The 18,680-nt window shown below is 68.4% G+C and carries 14 protein-coding genes and 3 pseudogenes; 13 read left to right on the top strand and 4 right to left on the bottom strand.

The window, feature by feature from the left end; genetic code table 11:
• Positions 1–35: 35 nt before the first annotated feature.
• Together ACFP1Z_RS00280 and ACFP1Z_RS00275 are read right to left on the bottom strand one after the other, a co-directional pair.
• Positions 36–480, bottom strand: a pseudogene (locus ACFP1Z_RS00280) (NUDIX domain-containing protein).
• Between the two features lie 37 nt (positions 481–517).
• Positions 518–667, bottom strand: a pseudogene (locus ACFP1Z_RS00275) (helix-turn-helix domain-containing protein); the annotation flags it as partial.
• A 129-nt stretch (positions 668–796) separates the two neighbouring features.
• On the opposite strand from ACFP1Z_RS00275, the gene ACFP1Z_RS00270 reads away from it, so the two are divergent.
• From ACFP1Z_RS00270 to amcA, 4 genes are all read left to right on the top strand, one after another.
• Entirely contained in the window at positions 797–2,011 is a 1,215-nt protein-coding gene (locus tag ACFP1Z_RS00270; RefSeq protein ID WP_390313584.1) for a helix-turn-helix domain-containing protein, read from the top strand.
• Between the two features lie 332 nt (positions 2,012–2,343).
• The gene (locus ACFP1Z_RS00265) at positions 2,344–3,159 is read left to right on the top strand and encodes an ATP-binding cassette domain-containing protein (protein WP_390313583.1); all 816 of its coding nucleotides are present in this window, start codon (positions 2,344–2,346) and stop codon (positions 3,157–3,159) included.
• Between the two features lie 113 nt (positions 3,160–3,272).
• On the top strand, positions 3,273–4,370 hold the full coding sequence (amcB, locus tag ACFP1Z_RS00260; RefSeq protein WP_390313582.1) for a cyclophane-forming radical SAM peptide maturase AmcB: 1,098 nt from the start codon (positions 3,273–3,275) through the stop codon (positions 4,368–4,370).
• Positions 4,348–4,545 carry a multiple cyclophane-containing RiPP AmcA gene (amcA, locus tag ACFP1Z_RS00255; protein ID WP_390313581.1) on the top strand — a complete coding sequence of 66 codons (198 nt, stop codon included), beginning with the start codon at positions 4,348–4,350 and terminating at the stop codon, positions 4,543–4,545. Before amcB ends, amcA begins: the two co-directional genes overlap by 23 nt.
• A gap of 19 nt (positions 4,546–4,564) precedes the next feature.
• Here the strand turns inward: amcA and ACFP1Z_RS00250 are convergent, their stop codons facing one another.
• On the bottom strand, positions 4,565–5,227 hold the full coding sequence (locus ACFP1Z_RS00250) for a pentapeptide repeat-containing protein (RefSeq protein WP_390313580.1): 663 nt from the start codon (positions 5,225–5,227) through the stop codon (positions 4,565–4,567).
• Positions 5,228–5,565: 338 nt separating this feature from the next.
• Between ACFP1Z_RS00250 and ACFP1Z_RS00245 the strand changes: the two genes are divergently transcribed.
• From ACFP1Z_RS00245 to ACFP1Z_RS00220, 6 genes and pseudogenes are all read left to right on the top strand, one after another.
• Positions 5,566–5,964 (top strand): hypothetical protein, encoded by a 399-nt coding sequence (locus tag ACFP1Z_RS00245; RefSeq protein ID WP_390313579.1) that lies wholly within the window; start codon positions 5,566–5,568, stop codon positions 5,962–5,964.
• A gap of 67 nt (positions 5,965–6,031) precedes the next feature.
• Positions 6,032–7,253: pseudogene (locus tag ACFP1Z_RS00240) on the top strand (IS256 family transposase).
• A 266-nt stretch (positions 7,254–7,519) separates the two neighbouring features.
• Positions 7,520–7,942, top strand: coding sequence for a trypco2 family protein (locus ACFP1Z_RS00235; protein ID WP_390313578.1), 423 nt, complete (start codon positions 7,520–7,522; stop codon positions 7,940–7,942).
• Between the two features lie 91 nt (positions 7,943–8,033).
• Positions 8,034–12,785: a hypothetical protein gene (locus tag ACFP1Z_RS00230; RefSeq protein ID WP_390313577.1), complete on the top strand. Its 4,752-nt coding sequence runs from the start codon at positions 8,034–8,036 to the stop codon at positions 12,783–12,785.
• 916 nt (positions 12,786–13,701) lie between these two features.
• Positions 13,702–14,070, top strand: a complete 369-nt coding sequence (locus tag ACFP1Z_RS00225) for a hypothetical protein (RefSeq protein ID WP_390313576.1) — start codon at positions 13,702–13,704, stop codon at positions 14,068–14,070.
• Positions 14,067–14,930: a hypothetical protein gene (locus ACFP1Z_RS00220; RefSeq protein ID WP_390313575.1), complete on the top strand. Its 864-nt coding sequence runs from the start codon at positions 14,067–14,069 to the stop codon at positions 14,928–14,930. The genes ACFP1Z_RS00225 and ACFP1Z_RS00220 overlap by 4 nt, the downstream gene beginning before the upstream one ends.
• A gap of 58 nt (positions 14,931–14,988) precedes the next feature.
• Here ACFP1Z_RS00220 and ACFP1Z_RS00215 read toward each other — a convergent pair whose 3' ends face one another.
• On the bottom strand, positions 14,989–15,549 hold the full coding sequence (locus ACFP1Z_RS00215) for a DUF2165 domain-containing protein (RefSeq protein ID WP_390313574.1): 561 nt from the start codon (positions 15,547–15,549) through the stop codon (positions 14,989–14,991).
• A gap of 120 nt (positions 15,550–15,669) precedes the next feature.
• Between ACFP1Z_RS00215 and ACFP1Z_RS00210 the strand changes: the two genes are divergently transcribed.
• The 3 genes from ACFP1Z_RS00210 (at position 15,670) to ACFP1Z_RS00200 (ending at position 18,616) form a co-directional block, all read left to right on the top strand.
• Complete coding sequence (locus ACFP1Z_RS00210; RefSeq protein ID WP_390313573.1) at positions 15,670–16,347, top strand: TetR/AcrR family transcriptional regulator; 678 nt, start codon at positions 15,670–15,672, stop codon at positions 16,345–16,347.
• A gap of 73 nt (positions 16,348–16,420) precedes the next feature.
• Entirely contained in the window at positions 16,421–17,803 is a 1,383-nt protein-coding gene (gene hmgA / locus ACFP1Z_RS00205) for a homogentisate 1,2-dioxygenase (RefSeq protein WP_390313572.1), read from the top strand.
• A 60-nt stretch (positions 17,804–17,863) separates the two neighbouring features.
• Positions 17,864–18,616 (top strand): GntR family transcriptional regulator, encoded by a 753-nt coding sequence (locus tag ACFP1Z_RS00200; protein WP_390313571.1) that lies wholly within the window; start codon positions 17,864–17,866, stop codon positions 18,614–18,616.
• Positions 18,617–18,680: the final 64 nt, after the last annotated feature.

Raw genomic sequence — 18,680 nt, 5'->3', positions numbered from 1 at the left:
GCCCCCGGAATCCCCCGCCTGAGGCGGCAGCCGCCTCAGGTCCAGCCGTCGAGGGTAACTTCCGGCCCTCCGGACAGATAGCCCCGAAGGGCACTGGCAGTGGTATGGACGAAGTCCTCCGGAATGGACTCGGCACCGACCCAACACACCTGGGCGTGCTTGCGGGGCTCGCGGTTCTCGGGTTCACCGGACCATTCATGGGTGGCAAAGACGACCGTCAAGAAGCCATTCGGGGGGCTCAACGCCCCAGGATCCGTGAATGATGTGGGCCACGCGAAGCGCTTCCGGCTTGACGATCAGGCCGGTTTCTTCACGGAGTTCGCGAACAGCGGTCTCAGTGACGGGTTCACCGGGCTCGTTCTTGCCGACAGGCAGATCCCACATGCCCTGGGCGAACTTGGCCTGCCGGCTGCGCTGGAGGAGAAGCACACGGTTGCTGACCTTGTCATGGACGATGACAGCAGCCACCAGCAGAGTCATAGCGTTCCTTCCGTCGTCCGAATCGAGACTGCCCGTTGCCGGGGTGGCGGTTGCGCCGGATCTCCCGGCTGATCGTGGACGGGCTGCGGCCCAGCTCAGCCGCGATCGCGCGAACGGTGGCGTTCTCGCGCAGCCGGTCCGCGATGTGGATCCGGTCCTCCGATCGGTCCCGGATCTCGAAGTCCATCGCACCCCTTGGGCTGGGGTGTTGCAACGACTCCTAGAACCCGAGCCTGCTCGGGCGGGGCCGCATGTGTACCCCCGGCCATGCCTGCGGAGTACCGTTTCGAGTGCTGAAGTCGAAACGGAGTCCAGTATGCACAACCAAGTCGAGGAGAGCATCGGGTCCAGGATCGCCTCATATCGGAAGCTTGCCGGATATACCCAACGTGAGTTCGCCGAGCACTCTCACCTCTCACTGGGGAACGTCCGCAAGGTCGAGCGGGGTGAACGTCTTCCCACCCATGGCTTCCTGCACACCACGGCCCGCGTCTTGTCCGTCAGCGTGGAGGAGTTGACTGGTCAGCCATACCGGGGACGGCAACGCGCCGACGAGAAAGCGCATGCACCGATCGCTGCTATCCGAAGTGCCGCTCGCGCGTACGATCTTCCGCCCGAGTGGCGGACCTCCCTGCGGCCCCTGCGGGAGATCGCCATCGACGTCGAGGAGGCGACCCGTCACCGGGCGGCGGCTCGGTACACCCGTCTCGGACTCCTTCTTCCAGAGCTGCTGGAAGAACTCACGGCCGCCGTCAACCTGTTGGACGGCGACAGGAAGCGAGCAGCGGCCAAGCTGCTCGCCTCCTGTTACTACATGGCCCACTGCCTCGCGTACCGTCTCGGGTACGCGGATCTGGCTGGGCAGTTGGACGACCGTCAGGGGTGGGCTGCGGGCTTGTCCGGCGATCCGCTGGCTGTCGGGCTGTCTCAGTGGTCCCGGGCTGGAGGTTTTCAGGCGGCTCGTGAATACAGCACCGGACTGCGTCTGTTGTCCCGGGCGCGCGATCAGCTCACCGAACGAGACTGCTCATCGCCGTCGGCGGTGACGCTGCTGGGCAGTCTGCACTTGCGTGAGGCGACGCTCGCTTCTCGTGCCCGCGACGAACAGGCCACCGAGCATCACCTCGCCAAGGCCAGTCTCCTCGCCGGGCAGATCCCCGGCCAGGTGGACCAGGTGCACTATCACCTGACGTTCGGGCCGGCGAACGTGAGCCTTCATGACATGGCTGCCCAGGTCGAGCTCAAGCACCCGGAAGAGGCCGCGAAGAGGGCCCGTGGCCTGCGTCTGCCCTCGTCGCTGCCACATACTCGGCGAGGGCACTACCACATCGATGCTGCCCGCGCTTTTCTCGCTGTCGGCGACAGGGAGAAAGCTCTGGCCGCGTTGCAGAGTGCGCGGCGGGTAGCGCCGCAGCAGACGCGCTACCACCCGATGGCCCGTGAGGCGGTCCGGGTCCTGGCCGGGCAGTACCGCAAGGCAGGGCAAGACCTGCGCACACTCGCGGCGTGGATGGGACAGGACGTGGCCTGACACAGCAAGCCTTCGTCAAGGTGACGGAGCGTCAGGAAGTACCCCGGCATGGGGTACTTCCTTATTTGTGCACTGAGCATTCTGTGGTTGCCGGTCGCTGCGGCACTCCTGGCGCTCAGCCGGAATCGCTGCGGTGGCCGCCCTCGGCAGAGCCGACCGAAGGGACCCACCGATGCCGACCGCACAACCGCCGTATCGCCGACCTCAAGCCACTGCCGGACGGGGAGCACGCCCGATGAGCAGCCGGGTACTGCTCGTGCGCCACGCCGGCACCGGGTTCCCGACAAGGGCGTCGTACGCCCCCGATTCCCCCGCTCCGCCCCGGAGGTGCGATGCCGTTCCCCGGCCGGAAACGAACCCCAGCCCAGCCCCCCATCTCGGACAGCGAGCGGCTGCTCTTCAGCGGCGTCCTGCGCCATGACAAGGCATGGGCGCAGTACGAGGACCCACTGCTGCGCATGTCGTTCTGGGTGTCGCTGACGATCCCGGTGGGGAAAGTCGTGGCGCTGGTGGGCGAGAACGGCTCGGGCAAAACCACCCTCGCCGAGGTCCTGGCCGGGCTGTACCTGCCGACGGTGGGCACCGTCTCGTACAACGGCGTCGAGGTCCGCGAGGCCGACCGCGAGTCCGTCTTCGACAAGGTCGCCCTGCTGCCCCAGGACGTCCAGGCATGGACGATGACGGTCCGGGCGAACATCCACATCGGCGACGTGGACAAGCCGCTGGTCCAGGAACACGTCGAAGCTGCCGCCGAACGCGCGGATGTGCGCGACATCGTCGAGGAACTGCCGCACGGCTGGGACTCCATCGCGCTGAAGGGCTTCGAGCGCGGCGTGCGGCTCTCCGGCGGACAGTGGCAGCGCGTTGGCGCCGCACGGGCCCTCTACCGGGACCGCACGCTGGTCATCGTGGACGAGCCGACCGCCGCCCTCGACGCGAAAGCCGAGATCGAGATGCTCGCGTCCCTGCGCTCCCTGACCGACGACGGCGTCGAGCACGGCGACCACCACGACCTGATGGGCATCAAGCAAGGCCACTACCGCGAGCTTTACGAGCTCCAGGTCGCCCAGTACGCCGCCAGTGACGCGGCGCTCCCTGCCCAGCGCGGGGCCTGCACGTGCATGAAGGACTACCGGACGAGGGGGTAACGGCCAGCACGCGACCGGCGCAGATGACGAGCCTCGCCCTCGCCAGCCAGATGACTGGGCCCCGCCGCAGGTCTTGCCCGCAGCGACAGCTTCCGAACACGGAGGTGACAAGCATGCGTCTCGCCACCGTTCCGACCGCCGTCATCATGCAGCCGACGACCCTGTGTCAGCTGGACTGCGGCTACTGCTATCTGCCCTTCCGCAAGCTCAACCGCCGCATGACGACCGAGATCGCCACGGCCGTCGCGGCGTCCGTCAACCCCTGGGCCGCACTACGGTCGGGGTTCGAGGTCGTCTGGCACGGCGGGGAACCGCTGGCCGCTGGCCGCGATTTCCTCGGCTCGCTGATGGCCCCCTTCGAAGGCGTCACGCACACGCTCCAGACGAACGCAGCCCTCATCGATGACCAGTGGTGTGCGTTCTTCCAAGAGCACGACATGGGGGTGGGCGTGAGCATCGACGGCCCGGTGGACATGAACCACCACCGCGTCACCCGGGGCGGACGCCCCGCGCATGACCGGATCATGCGGGGCATACGGCGATTAGCCGATCACGGCATCGCGTTCTCCGCGATCGCCGTGGTCTCCGACCCGGCCCCGGACCGCGCGCAGGAGTTCTACCGCTTCTTCGCCGACCTCGGCTGCCAGAGCCTCGGCGTCAACGTCGAGGAGGAGGAAGGCGTCCACACCCGCGCGCCCGAGCCTGACCCGGAGCGTACGGCAAGGTGGTGGACCGCCCTCGCGGACGCGTGGCGCGCCGATCCGGTGATCCGTATCCGGGAGATCGACCGGGTCCTCGCCTTCGCAGCCGCCGCACTGGACGGCTCCGGCTGCTTCGACGCCGATCAGCCGTGGGACCCCCTGCCGACGGTGGCCCACGACGGAGGCGTGGTCCTCATCTCCCCGGAGCTGGCCGGGTTCACCGACTCCCGGTTCGGGGACTTCACCACCGGCAACGTCCTCAACACCCCGCTCGATGTGCTCCTGGCCGAGGCCGAGGTCCGTACGCCCTGGCTGCCGGAGTTCCGCACCGGGGTGCAGGCATGCCGCACATCGTGCCCGTTCTACGCGTTCTGCGGCGGTGGCCATCCAGCCAACCGCTACTTCGAACACCGCGGCCGCATGGACGGGACACGCACCGTGTACTGCACCCACGCCAAGATCGCCCTCCTGGAAGGAGTGACAGCACATGTCCGCGACCACAGCAATTGATCTCGTCACCAAAGCGTCCTCCGGATTCGCCGAGCTGCTGAAGACCACGACTCCGTCATCGGACGGCAGGGAGCGGTTCGACAACCGGCCCACGTGGGACAACGCCAAGCCGAAGTTCGACAACCGACCCACGTGGGACAACTGGGACAACAAGAACTGGAACAAGAAGAAGTAGCCGACGCCGGGAGGCCGGGCTACGGATTGACCGTCAGCCCGGCCTCCTTGGCCAGCTGCTCGGCGACCTCCATGGTCTGGGTATCGTCGATGATGGCGCCGCGCAGCGACAGCAGACCCGTCGCGCCGTCGAGCTTCGACGAGCGCAGATCGCAGCCCTTCGCCGACGATGCCGCGAACTCAGCGCCGGACAGGTCGCAGTCCCGGAAGACCATTTTGTCCATGCGCCCAGCGAACGTGGCCTCCTTGAACGAGCAGCGGACAAACGCGACGACGCCCCGGACCTTCTCCACGTTGATCGTGGCCATGTCGAACCGGCAGTCCTCGGCGTAGACGTCTCCGGCCTCACTCGCGGCCAACTGCCAGCCGATGCCCCGGCATCCGGTCAGCTCGGCCCGGGAGAGCCGGATACCCGACCACCGGGCGTTCGACAGATCCGCGCACTTCAAAGCGGTGTCGTCCCAGTCGAAGGACGACAAGCCCGTGCCGGTCAGCCGCACACGGTCCAGGACCGAGCGGGAGATGCGGCCCTCGGCTGTGGCACCCGTGGCGTCGGTGCTGTCGATATACACCATGGACAGCGACAGCTCGCCCTTGACCGGCCCGGTGTACGGGTCGAGGTCGTCGTAGTCGATGGAGGGGCGCTGGATGGATCGCTTCTCGCCGAGATCACGGAATTCCATGACCCGACCGTACCGGCCCCAGCTGCGCGCCGGGACGCGGGCGCCGTCCGGACAGCAGTGGCCGAGCTGGTGCTACGGCGCCGCCGGTCTGGCGCGGGCTCAGCAACTGGCCGCGCTCGCGGCCCTGTCCAGCCGGACAGCGGTCAGCGACCGGTCGCTGTGCCACGGGTACGCCGGGCTCGCGCACCTCGCCGCCGTCATCGCCGCCGACGCCTCGCCCCAGGCCGCAGCCAGGCTCCGCGAGCTGATGCCGGATCTCGTGAGCGCCACCGTGCACCCCGACACCGACTCTCGTGTACGCCTGCACGTAGTTGATCAACGCCATTATTCTGTCGGCCATGCCCGTCATACCCCGGTACGTTCGAGTACTGCTTGCCCTCGGTGTCGGCCTCCCCGTGCTTCTTGGCATGTGGGTCGCAGCCAGCGATGACGGTGGAGACGAGCCTGATCCCTGCGCCCAGTACCAGGAACATCAAAGGGCCCTGGCCGAGAAAGAACGACGTGCTCTGAACCGCGAGGACCTTATCGATGGTTCAGCCGATGCCGCCAGCAAGAGCATAAAGCTCGCCACGGAGTGCTACTACAGGCACCAACCTGGACAGCGTGAGCAAGACGAGCGTGTGAGGCGAATGACGCAGGACGAGCTTTTGAAGCAGCTGGACGAGGCGGACCGAGCAAACGGCATCGAGCCGCCGGATGGTGTCCCGTCGAGTGGTGTAGCAGCGATCTCTGCATAGCCCCTGGTCATGGGGCGGCCATCGCGCAACTCTCCGAGTAGGAGTGCTCGTTGAGAGAGGTGGCGCGATGGCCTTGTCCCAGCATGACCTACTCCGGCTGATGGAGTCACTGCGTACGGCGGACGGAATCGAGTTGATCAGGGTCCTGTCCCAGCGGTTCCTGCAGGAGCTCATCGAGGCCGAGGCCACCTCGTTCATCGGGGCCGAGCCCGGTGAGCACACCGCCACCCGCACCAACCAGCGCAACGGCCACCGCGGGAAGACACTGACCACACCGGCCGGCGATCTCGACCTGGGGATCCCCAAGGTCCGCACCGGGTCGTTCTTCCCGTCGCTGCTGGAACGCCGGCGGCGCATCGACCAGGCCCCTCTACGCCGTCATCATGGAAGCATACGTGCAGGGCGTGTCCACCCGCAGCGTGGATGACCTGGTCAAGGCCCTGGGCGGCGACACCGGGATCTCCAGGTCCGAAGTCTCGCGGATCTGCGGCGCCCTCGATGCCGAGTTGACGGTGTTCCGCACCCGCCCCCTGGACCACGTCCGCTTCCCCTACGTCTACCTCGACGCGACGTACTGCAAGGCGAGGGTGAACCATCAGATCGTCTCGCAGGCCGTGGTCATCGCCACCGGCATCACCGAGGACGGCGGACGCGAAGTACTCGGGCTGATGGTCGGAGACAGCGAAACCGAGGTGTTCTGGAGCGAGTTCCTGCGCTCACTGCGCGAGCGGGGGCTGACCGGGGTCCGTCTGGTCATCGCCGACCATCACAGCGGACTGGTCAAAGCCGTCCGCAAGGTCATGCTCGGGGCCGCCTACCAGCGATGTCGTGTTCATTTCCTGCGCAATGTCTTCGCAGTGATCCCCAAGGACGCCGCGGAGATGGTCGCGGCGACCATCCGCACGATCTTCGCCCAGCCCACCGCCGCAGCCGTCCGGACCCAGCTCGACACCGTCGCCGACATGCTCGGCCGACAGTTCCCCAAGGTCAGGGACATGCTCTTGGAGGCCAAGGCCGACCTCACCGCCTTCGCGGACTTCCCCGAGCGACATTGGAAGAAGATCCAGTCGACCAACCCTCTGGAGCGGGTCAACCGCGAGATCAAGCGTCGCATCGACGTCGTGCAGATCTTCCCCAACCCCGACGCCCTCGAACGCCTCACCACCGCCGTGCTCGTCGAGATGCACGACGAATGGATCGCCTTCCCCCGCCGCTACCTTCCCGAGGGAAGCATGGACCAGCTCTACCCGGCCGAGCACACCCCTGACGAACTCCCGCCGACAACATGAGCGTTGACACATGACCGCTACACCACTTCAGGGGACACGACCTCCGGCAACGGTGCGCCGGTGGGCCGCCCGCGTGAAGAAGTCCGGGCCAACCGGGCTCGTGATCTCGGATTTGATTGTGTGCAGCCCCACTGCTCGATGTGGTCGACAGTGCGACGACCAATCAAATGTCCACACGAGGATGCGATGGTGTGCCAGACCACATGGACAGCGGCAGTAGGATTCCGGACGGCGCAGGGAGAGTTCGTCAGCGAGAGGGAGCGCGGGTGAGCATCGGTCTGTCAGAGGCCTTGAACGAGCTACGCAAGGAGCTCTACGAGGCCCAAGCGTCCGGAGCCGGACAGCAGTTACGCTTTGAGCTGGAGAAGGCCGAGCTTGAACTAGCTGTCGAGTTCCATCGAGATGGTTCCGGCAAAGTGAATGTGACCGTGGGGGCCCTGGGCACGAAAGTCGGCGGCGAGGCCAGAGGCGCGCTGGGGGACATCAGGAAACAGCGGCTGACGCTGACCCTGAACGTACGCGACGAGGCAACCGGCGGCCAGCATTGGCCGATCAGCCGCAGCACCGACGGATCCTCCCCTCCCGAAGAACGCGGGGATGCTTCGGCGGGTAAGCAGGAGGCCATCACTGCCCTGATCGAGACACAGGTCAAGGAGCGCCCGCGTCGGGAGTGGGAGTGGGAGTCTTGAAGTGCATCCTGCTCGTCTTGCCCTGGTTCGGGCCGGTCACCGGTCTCCGCCCGTCGCACAGGGGGCGGGCTACCTGCTAGGACCTCGGCTGGTGCTGACCTCCCTGCACGTGGTGGTCGACGAACACCGACGTCCCCACCGGTACATCACGGTACGGGTGGGGCATCCGCGGTCCGGTTCCGACATGGTCGAGCGGGACGCCGAGCTGTGCTGGCCGGACCCGCGTGACGATCCGCCTCGGCCCGATGCTGCGGACGTGGCGCTGCTGTGGCTCGGCAAGGAAGTGCGAACACCAGCTGAGCCGGTGGCATGGGGGCACCCCTGCGGCATCGATGAACTGCCGTATCACGGAGCAGCCTTTCCTCTGTTCGCGGAACGCGCGGGCGAGCCGGGGTTCGAGTATCTACGGGGGACGCTGCCACCGTTGGCCACCAGTGGCGGCAGCCGCTACTGGGTTCTGAATACGGCGTTTCCGCCAGGGGAACGACAGGACGCACGTCGGCCTTGGGGGGGAGCATCAGGGGCAGCGGTCTTCTGCAACGACCTGCTGGTGGGAGTCGTTGTCGAGGACGATCGCGAGACTGAATGGCGCCGCTTGCACGCGGAGCCTGTGCACACCCTCTTCCGGGATGATGCCTTCATCGATCTCGTAACCCGGCACGGGAACGCGGGTCAGATTCCGCTCGTGCACGAGATCCGTGCGGGTCGGCGGATCCCGCGATCGTCCTACACCCGGGAGATCGCACACTGGGCGGCGGCGGAGGACTTCGTCGGACGAGAGCAAGAACTCGCTGACATGACCGACTTCGTTCTCGCCGGCGACGGGGACGAAGTCCCGCCTGCTTACTGGAGGTGGGTGGCTCCGGCATGGTCGGGAAAGACCTCACTGATGGCGCACTTTGTGCTCGATCACCTCCCTGCCATGGGTGCCCGGGTCGACGTGCTGGCCTTCTTCATCGCACGCAGGCATGCAGGCCAGTCGGACCGGACCGCCTTCCTCGCAGCCATGCAGCGGCAGCTTCGTGAATACCTGCACGATCCGGACGTCGACTGCGGGGCGCTGGGCCCGTTCCACGAAGCGCTTGAGCGTGCAGGGCGGCAGGCGCGGGACGCCGAACGTCGGATCGTCCTCGTGGTCGACGGCCTGGATGAGGACAGTGGCATGGCCACCGCCGTCGAGGGCAACAGTATTGCTGCGCTGCTTCCGCACGGTCCCATGCCCGGGGTTCGCATCATCGTGACATGCCGTCCTCATCCGCCGGTGCCAGCAGACGTGCCGTACGGGCACCCGTTGCGTGACCCCGGGATCAGTCGCAGCCTTGCAGCGTCGGAGGCAGCACAGGCGGCGCGGCTGGAAGCTGAACGGGATCTCGTTGAGCTGATTCGCCGCGGCGGGATCGCTCAGGAGCTCACCGGGCTGATCGCGGCAGCCAGCGGCGGCCTGACCGCTGTCGACCTGGCCGCCCTGATGGAGACCGCGTGCAGCGTCCGGGAGGTGGAACTGGTTCTTGAGGGTTCCCTGGGCCGCTCGTTCCAGCGCCTGGAAGCGGAGTGGAGCCGAGGTGAACACGGCCCCGCGTGGCTCTACTCCTTCGCTCATGGCGAGCTTCTGGTAACAGCGGGGAACCTTCTGGCGCACGAGATGGAGGGCTACCGGGACAGACTCCACGACTGGGTCCTGGACTACTGGCAGCGGCGATGGCCGGACGACACACCGGAATGGATCCTTGTCGGTTGTCCGCAAGTCCTGTGGCAGCAAGGTGATGCGGTTCTTCTGTCCACGCTCGCTGCCGACCGTGAGCGCCATGAACAGCTCTGGCGGAAGACCGGCAGCGATGCCGGGGCCCTCGCAGAGATCGAGAAAGCCTTCGAACTACAGCGTCAGCTCCCAGACCCCGACGTTCCGGCATGCCTTCGCCTGGCCCGTCGCCGGGAGGCACTCGAAAGGAATCTCGAAAATACCCCGACTGACCTGATCATCACGTGGGCTCGTCTCGGACAGGTCCGCCGGGCCGTGAATTTCATCCGGGAGCGCCGAGAGGGATGGCGCGACTGGCTGCTTGCCTCGGTGTACCGCGTTGCACGCCGGTGGCCGGACGCCGAGGAACTGGTCATCATCGCTGCGCGATCTCTCAGCGACCCTGTGGAACGCGCCCTCGCCCTTGCGATGCTGGCCGAAGAACTTGCCCAAGCCGGTCGTCACGAGCTGGCAGCCGACCTGGCAAGGGATGCTGTCGATCTAGCACAGCGCCCGGATACCGGCCGGGGCGGTGAAACGGCGCGGAGCGTGGCAGTACGGGTGTTCCTACGGATCGGCAGGGACGACCAGGCTCTCGTCTGTGCTCGTAACATCGCCACCCCGGTCCGCAGAGGCTTGGCTCTGGTGCGGGTTGCGGCGAGCCTTGCCCGGGCGGGTCAGCGAGTGAAGGCTGCTGAACTCGTCGAGGAAGCTGCGGGGCTCGCAGTGACGGCCGCTGCTCAGCCGCACCCAGCGCTCCACGACGGGTACCGCGCCAGGGAGGACGCTACGTTGGTCCTGGACGAGGCAGCACAGGTCCTCGCCGAGATCGGCCGAATCGGTCAGGCCAGCGCCCTTGCCGCCGCAGAGCCCAGGGAAGACGAGAACAGGATTCTGGCCAGCATCGCCACGGTCCTCGCAAAGGCCAGCCGACACGAGGAAGTTGCGGCCCTCACCTGCTCAATGACCGACCCGTACTGGCGCTGCAAGGCCCTGACCCGCGCGGCTGAGCAGTGCCTGGCAGCCGACGGCATCGGGCGCGCCGCCGAATATGCCGCCGAGGCAGCCATCGTCATCGATGACATCGCTGATTCGGTAAAGAAGCACTGGGCGCTGCCCGGCGTCGCATCCCTTCTCATCAAGATCGGGCAGCATGAACAGGCTGTCGCTCTGGCCCATACGGCCACAGTTCCAAACCGTGAAGCCGAGGCTCTGGCCGACGTGGCGAAGCTGCTGGCCGAGCACAAACAGCGCGAGCTGGCAGCACAGGTACGCGGCGCTGCAGTCCTCGCCGCCCGCGCCATCGACGACCAAACACCCAAGGACAACGCCCTGGCCCACGCTGCGGAATCGGTCGCCAGGGCCGGCGAGTGCGTCCAGGCCTCGGCAATCGCCAACGAGATCGCCGATTCTTTCAAGAGAGCGTCGACGCTAGTCGAGGTGGCGGCTGCTCTTGCCGATGCTGGCGAGTACGATCCCGCAGCAGCTCTGGCCCGCTCCATCACCGACTCTCGCAAACGGGCTGAGGCCCTGGTCCGAGTAGCTCGCGTGATGGCAGAGACCGGGCTGCTCGAAGAGGCCGAGGCGCTTGCCCACGAGGTGGCTGTGACGGTCCGCACTATGGCGGATCAACACGATAAGGATCAGCTACTGGCCGAGGTGGCGCTGGCGGTTGCCGACGTTGGTCGTCATGGGCAGGCAGCTCGGCTCACCCGCGCCATCACGGCCCCGTACACGAGGGGAGAGACGCTGGCCAAGGTGTCTTCAGCCCTGGCCCGGGCAGGTAACCATCAGCTCGCCACATCCCTGGCTCAGGAGATCGCAGAGAAGAGGACACGGGCCGAATCCCTGGCCTGTGTCGTCTCGGCGCTTGCCGCGTCCGGTCAGCACAAGCAAGCAGCCGCCCTCGCCCGCAGCATCACCGACGGCTACGTGCGCAGCACTGCAACAGCCAAAGTGGCCTCAGCTCTTGCCCAGGCCGGTGATCACGAAGCGGCCGTTGCACTGGCTCGCACGATCGAGTGTGGCGATAGCAGGGCCGAAGCTCTAGCCAAGCTGGCGCGGCTACTCATCCAGCGCGGTCAGCCGGAAGAGGCCTGGTCCCTGGCCCAGGAGCTTGCCGCGTCCGCCCGCGCTTTCTTCGCGTCGAATCAGCCGTTCTTCTCCCTGACCGACATTGCGCTGGCGTATGACGAAAGTGGTCACTGTTCTGAGGCCGCCGTCCTGCTGGGCGAAGCCGTGGACATCTTCTCATGCAGAAGCCGAGGGGGCTTCGAACAGGACTACGCCCAGGCTCACTTGGCGCGCATGCTTGCCAAGACACGCCAGACCGAAAGGGCATCCAGCCTCGCCGACACAATCGGGAGGGCTGGCCTGCGGGCCCGGGCGTTGACCGACGTCGCCGCAGTAATGGTCGAGATGGGCTCACTTTCCCATGCAGCCACCCTCCTGGCCGCAGCCGAAGACGCCGCACGGAAGCTTCCCGATGCCCAGCAGATGGGCTGGACGCTGTTCGATATGGCCGAGAATCTCATCCGAGTGGGCTGGTATGAAAAGGCCGCAGAGCTGACCCGCATCATTCCTCGGACAGGCCAACGATGTGGCGAGGAGTCGGCTCGGTTCATGCGCGTGGTAGTGAGAGTACTCAGCGAGGCAGGGCAGTATCAGATGGCAGTTTCCCTGGCCCAAGAGATCCCGATCCATGACATGAGGGTCTGGGTGCTGATGGACGTCGCTCAGAGCCTCGCCAATGCGGCGCGCGGCGAGGAGGCTGCGCTTGTGGTAGCCAAAACAGTGCGCCTCGCACTGTCACTGACTCCTTCTCCAGACGACGGTGCGATCCTCTCCGGCCTGTCGCATGCACTTGCCACGGCCGGCCGCCATGAGCAGGCCGCAGCACTTGCCCGATCGATCGAAAGTCCGTACTGGAAGAGTCAAGCCCTGGCGGACGTGGCCGAATCGATGGGACCCTGTGCCGCGGGGCGGCATCTCCTGGCGGAGGCTTTGGACACCGGAAGGTTTTCGAATGGCTTGACTGCCGCAACGCTGACGCTCGTACCGGGGTGCGCCGACAATCTCCTCGGCATGGCAACCTCTCCCCCCTGAACAACAAGGCGACCCCACGGAGCCGATGGATGCCCTCACTTGGGGACATGTCCGGGGCCCCAGGGCCCGGGAAAGCGAGTCGGCGGCCGTGTGACTGTCGTCGGTAATTTCCCTGGTCAGATGAGGCCAATTGGCCCCGAAACCGGAGAACCTCAAAGACGGTGGCTTCCCACGAGCGGACAGGGAGAAGACCACCACCGCAGCGTCTCATCCCGAACGGACAACGCCCGGCCACGCGGTGGCAGGCACAAGTGGCGGCCCGGCGCGAAGTCGCCCACTCCATCTGCGTATTGCCCCCGCACTCCCCCTCCCAAGCCGTCGCACGCCTCCCCGCTCCCCCGCGCCGGAGCCACCCTGAGGGGCACCACGACACGGGGGTGCCCCATGACGGGAACAGCACGCTTACGCACGTACGCCATCGCCGCCGCGCTCACGGCCGTACTGGTCCTCACCACCGGCTGTACCGACACCCCGGACCCACCTGGCCCCGCCCCCACGAGCCCCTCCACCGGCGGGGACGCGGTGTCACCCGTACCCACCCCGTCGAAGGCCACGGACCAGGAGAAACCCGGGCTCGGTATCACCGCCCCGCCGGCCGAGTCGCCTCCGTCCACTCCCGGCCCGCCGCCGCCCCACGGCGGCGACCCCGTAGCCCCCGTACCGGCCCCGCCGAAGGATCCCGACCCGGAGACGCCGGGGCTCGGGTTTACCGGGACGCCGCCGGGCACGTCCTCGCCGTCGTGCCGGCCCGGGGCGTGCTCGCCGCCCGGTCCGCAGGCGCCCCGTGGCGCGTCCGGCGCGAAGTCGCCCGCCCCGCCCGCGCATTGACCCCGCACTCCCCCCGCCCACGCCTCCACCCCCCTGCCCGGCCGCCCGTACCGGCGCGACCCTGAGTGCCTACGTCCCGGGAGTCCCCATGAGAAGAACCGCGCGCTTACGCACGTACCGCGTCCTCGCCGCCGTCGGCACCGGTGTCGCGGCCGCGGCGGCCCTCGTCGCCGGCTGCACCGATACGACGGACTCGCACTCGCACAGCCCCGTGCTCCCCGACTCCCGCTCCCACGGCGGTGATTCCGTGCCGCCCGTGCCGGCGCCGTCGAAGGACGACGGGCTGGACATCCCCGGCCTCGGCTTCACGGGGACGCCGCCGGCCGAGACCGCTCCGTCCTGCCCGCCGGGTATCTCGCCGGAGGCCGACGGGGTGTGCTCTCCGCTGTTCCCGCAGGGTCCGGGCATCTCGCAGTCGGCCGCGGTGTCCGGACCCGCGCCTGCGGCGAACCCATGAGCCTCTCCGGCCACGGGAGCACCGCCGGCTCCTCCCCCGTGGCCGCCGCCCGGTTGCTCAACACCCTTGTCACACAAGGCTCGTTCGTGGCCGCCCTCATGTACTACCTGGGCGCGATCTGGAGCATGGCCTACTACGGCTACTTCCACGTGGACGCCTTCGCGCTCGGCCTGGGCTTCGCCGAGTTCGTCATCCACAGTCTCGGGCTGATCACGACTCCGGTCGTGGTGACGGGCGCGCTGGCCGTCCTGCTCTTCGGTTCGCGCGGGACGCTCACCCGGCGGGCGGCGCTCCTCCCGCCCAGGGCGGCCGCGCAGGTCACCAGGGCCGCCAACGCCCTGGCGCGGCTGCACGGTTGGCTCGTCATCGCGGGGATCGTGATGGTGCTGGCGTGGCGTGACGTGCAGCCGTACGGCTGGCTCGCGCCCGTCGCGATCGCCGCGGGGATCCTCCTGGGCCGACGGCGCACGCCGACCAGCCCGGGCACCGCAGCGCCCGGCAGGGCCGTACCACTCCTCGCGGCGGGCCTCTTCCTGCTGTGGGCGGCCACCCTGCACGCGCACGACCTCGGTGTCGCGGACGCCCGGCACACGGCCGGCGCCCTCGTCCACCGCACCGCCGTCGTCGTCTTCAGCGTGGACCGGCTGAGTCTGACGGGCCCGCCCGCCGTCACGGTCCAGGACCTCGGCGACGATGTCCGTTTCCGCTACCGGTACACGGGCCTGCGGCTGCTGATCGAGCGGGACGGCCACTACTATGTGCTGCCGCTGGGCTGGCGTGCGGCGGAGAGCTCGACGTACGTGCTGCGCGAGAACGACCGGATGCGCGTGGAGCTGATGCCGGGCACGTGGCGGCCGTGACCGGCACGGCGGCTCCGTACCGCCACACCTCGCACACCCGCACCGCCCCCGCCGCCCCCTACCGCCCCGCGCCGGAGCCGTCCGGCAGCCACGTCACCACCAGCACCACCCCCGCCAGCAGAAAATTCCGCTCCGCCGCCTGCAGCCCGTTCCACTTCGCCGACTGCCACATCGCGAACCACTCCCCGCCGATCGCGATGAACCCCGCCCCGAACAGCAGCATGAGCATCACGAGCCCCAGCGTGCCCGCGCGCCGGGCCGGCCCGTACCCGCCCGTACCCCCGCGCAGCAGTCCGCGCACCCACCGCACCGTGGCCGCGATCAGCACCAGGGCCGTGACCGTCTCCCACGCGATGATCGCGACGTAGACGGCGTCCTGCACCGTGCGGTCGGTGATCGCGCGCCACATGAGGTCCTTGTCGCGGAACGTCGTGTCCATCGCGAGGACATGGCGCACGAACTCCCGGTTCGTGTCGAAGTCGGTGATGTTGCCGAAGGCCACAAGGGCGATGTAGAGAGCGGCCGTTGCGGTCAGCGCGGCCGCCGCGAACGGCAGCGAGCCGAGCGCCGTACCTGTGCGCGCACCGCGTGCGCGCCGCATCCGCGAGAAGTTGCGCATGCGATCATCTCTCCCCCGTGAACGGCCCGTTACGCGCTCCAAGTGCGCGTTCACCCCCGGGGTATGGTTCGCTTCGCGGGCGCGGGACCCGCGCGAGGCCGACAGAAACGGGGCGCGGACATGACGGTGGAGGCGCATCGCGAAACCCGTCGGGAGACGCATCGGGAGACGCATCGGGACAAGGGCCGGCGGTCGGGCCGGGACGAGGAGTGGGCCGAGGTCACGCCGGACGCGGCCCGGCGGCTGCTGAGCGCGGCGGTGCAGGCGTTCGCCGAGCGCGGGTATCACGCCACGACGACCCGGGACATCGCCGGCCGTGCCGGGATGAGCCCCGCGGCGCTGTACATCCACTACAAGACGAAGGAAGAGCTGCTCTACCGGATCAGCGGCGTGGGCCACCGGCTCGCGCTGGACATACTGCGCCGGGCGCGCGAGGGCGGGGGGACGCCCGCCGAGCGACTGGCGCGCGCCGTACGGGAGTTCGTCGTCTGGCACGCGGAGCACCACACGACGGCCCGGGTCGTGCAGTACGAGCTGGGGGCGCTCGGCGAGGAGCACTACGCGGAGGTCGTCGGGCTGCGCCGGGACAGTGAGGCGGAGGTGCGGGCGATCGTCGAGGAGGGGGTCATGTCGGGCGCGTTCTCCGTGCCGGACGTGCGGGGGACGACGCTCGCGGTGCTGTCGCTGTGCGTGGATGTCGCGCGCTGGTTCGTCTCCGGGGGGCGGCGGACGCCGCAGGAGGTGGGTGCGCTGTACGCGGACCTGGTGCTGCGCATGGTGGGGTACCGGGGGCATTGACGGGCCGCCCCCGCGAATCCTACGTTCTTGTAGAGGAATCCCTGTACGGAACCTTCGGCGGCAGGAGCACGCGATGACCGGCACGGAGCACGGCCCGGAGCACGGCCCGGTGGGCGGGGAGCAGGCGATCAAGGCGGCGCGCGCGGCGGCCGAGGGTCTGTCGGAGCGGTCGTATTCTCCCGGCTTCGGCAATGAGCACAGCAGCGAGGCTGTCCCCGGCGCGCTGCCGCAAGGGCGCAATTCGCCACAGCGCGCGCCGCTGGGGCTGTACGCGGAGCAGCTGAGCGGTACGGCGTTCACCGAGCCGCGCCGCGCCAACCGCCGCTCGTGGCTGTACCGGATCCGGCCCTCCGCCGCGCATCCGCCGTTCCGGCGGATAGCCAACGGCGCGTTGCGGGCCGCCCCGTTCACGGAGTCCGTGCCGGATCCGAACCGGCTGCGCTGGGATCCGCTGCCGGAGCCGCCCGAGGGCACGGACTTCGTCGACGGGCTGTGGACGGTCGGCGGCAACGGCGACGTGACGCAGCGCGCGGGCATGGCGGTGCATCTGTATGCGGCCAACTCGCCCATGTCGCGGCGGGTGTTCAGTGACGCCGACGGGGAGCTGCTGATCGTGCCGGAGCGCGGCGGGCTGCTGCTGCGTACCGAGTTCGGGCTGCTCGCGGTGCGGCCGGGGCAGGTGGCGCTGCTGCCGCGCGGGGTGCGGTTCCGGGTGGAGCTGCTGGATCCGAGTGTGCGCGGTTATGTCTGCGAGAACTACGGGCAGCCGTTCGTCCTGCCCGACCTGGGGCCGATAGGCGCCAACGGCCTGGCGAACGCGCGGGACTTCCTCGCCCCGGTCGCGGCGTACGAGGATGTCGAGGGGCCGGTGGAGGTCGTGGGCAAGTTCTGCGGCAATCTGTGGTCGGCGACGTACGACCACTCGCCGCTGGATGTCGTCGCCTGGCACGGCAACCACGTGCCGTACGTCTACGACCTGCACCGTTTCAATGTCATCGGTTCGATCAGCTTCGACCACCCCGACCCGTCGATCTTCACGGTGCTCACGTCGCCGTCGGACACGCCGGGGCTGGCGGGGGTCGACTTCGTCGTGTTCGCGCCGCGCTGGCTGGTGGGCGAGGACACGTTCCGGCCGCCGTACTTCCACCGCAATGTGATGAGCGAGTACATGGGCCTGATCGAGGGCGCGTACGACGCGAAGGCGGCCGGGGAGGGCGGCTTCGTGCCGGGCGGCGGCTCGCTGCACAACATGATGTCGGCGCACGGCCCGGACCGGGACACCTTCGAGAAGGCGAGCGCGGCCGAGCTGCGGCCGCAGAAGCTGGAGGACGGTCTGGCCTTCATGTTCGAGACGCGGTGGCCGATCACCGTGACCGAGCAGGCGCGGACGGCGGAGCATCTGCAGCGTGACTACGACCGGGTGTGGCAGGGTCTGGAGCGTCATTTCCGGCCCTGAGCCCGTCAGGTCCGAGGACCGGGTGCGGTCCCACCTCACCGCCGTGAAGCCGGAGTTGCCGTGCCGTCGACCTTCTCCCCCGACTCCCTCGACCTCAACCGCAAGCTGCCGCTGTGGTATCAGGTGTCGCAGTCGCTGCGCGCGTCGATACTGGGCCGCCGGCCCGAGGATCCGCTGCGGCTGCCCACCGAGGAGGCGCTCGCCGAGCACTACGGGGTGAGTGTGCTGACGATGCGGCAGGCGCTCAAGGAGCTCGCGGCGGAGGGGCTGATCACGCGGCACCGGCGGCGTGGCACGTTCATCGAGCCGAATGCGCGGCGCACCTCACCGGTGCGGCTGCTCGGCTCGGTGGACACGATCGTCGCCCAGCAGTCGGGCGGGCGCACGGCCGTCCTCGGGCACGGGCCGGCACCGGTGACGGCCGAGCTTGCCGAGTACTTCCCGGATCTGGAGCTGGCCGTCGGCTATCGGCGGCTGCGCTGCGACGAGGGCACGGGCGAGCCGACGAACTGGGCGGAGAACACGGTCCGTCCGGAGCTGGCCGACCGTATCGACGTGGCCGATCTGGCCCGCTGGCCGATGACGAAGGTGCTGCGGGACGCGGTGGGGGTGCGGATCAGCCGGATCACGGACACGGTCGAGGCCCGGCTCGCCGACCCGGAGACCGCGCGGCTGCTGGAGGTGCCGCTGCTGAGCCCGATCCTGCACTACACGGGTGTCACTTACGACGAGCGGGGGCGGGCCGTGGACGTCGCCCGGATCCGCTACCGGGGGGACCGTTTCTCCTTCACGGTCACGCTGGACGCCCACTGACACCGAAGGCTCGTGGGACAAAGGCAGCGGCGCCGTCCGGCCTGCCCCGGGGATGGAGGGCGTA

Source organism: Streptomyces gamaensis, from assembly GCF_042656465.1.
Lineage (GTDB): Bacteria > Actinomycetota > Actinomycetes > Streptomycetales > Streptomycetaceae > Streptomyces > Streptomyces gamaensis.
This window is presented reverse-complemented; position numbering and strand designations above follow the sequence as displayed.

Coding starts and splice junctions, on each gene's coding strand:
- ACFP1Z_RS00220 (WP_390313575.1), top strand. CDS start 14,067: ATGAGCCTCTCCGGCCACGGGAGCACCGCCGGCTCCTCCCCCGTGGCC.
- ACFP1Z_RS00210 (WP_390313573.1), top strand. CDS start 15,670: ATGACGGTGGAGGCGCATCGCGAAACCCGTCGGGAGACGCATCGGGAG.
- ACFP1Z_RS00270 (WP_390313584.1), top strand. CDS start 797: ATGCACAACCAAGTCGAGGAGAGCATCGGGTCCAGGATCGCCTCATAT.
- ACFP1Z_RS00245 (WP_390313579.1), top strand. CDS start 5,566: ATGCCCGTCATACCCCGGTACGTTCGAGTACTGCTTGCCCTCGGTGTC.
- ACFP1Z_RS00265 (WP_390313583.1), top strand. CDS start 2,344: ATGCCGTTCCCCGGCCGGAAACGAACCCCAGCCCAGCCCCCCATCTCG.
- ACFP1Z_RS00225 (WP_390313576.1), top strand. CDS start 13,702: ATGAGAAGAACCGCGCGCTTACGCACGTACCGCGTCCTCGCCGCCGTC.
- amcA (WP_390313581.1), top strand. CDS start 4,348: ATGTCCGCGACCACAGCAATTGATCTCGTCACCAAAGCGTCCTCCGGA.
- hmgA (WP_390313572.1), top strand. CDS start 16,421: ATGACCGGCACGGAGCACGGCCCGGAGCACGGCCCGGTGGGCGGGGAG.
- ACFP1Z_RS00215 (WP_390313574.1), bottom strand. CDS start 15,549: ATGCGCAACTTCTCGCGGATGCGGCGCGCACGCGGTGCGCGCACAGGT.
- amcB (WP_390313582.1), top strand. CDS start 3,273: ATGCGTCTCGCCACCGTTCCGACCGCCGTCATCATGCAGCCGACGACC.
- ACFP1Z_RS00250 (WP_390313580.1), bottom strand. CDS start 5,227: ATGGAATTCCGTGATCTCGGCGAGAAGCGATCCATCCAGCGCCCCTCC.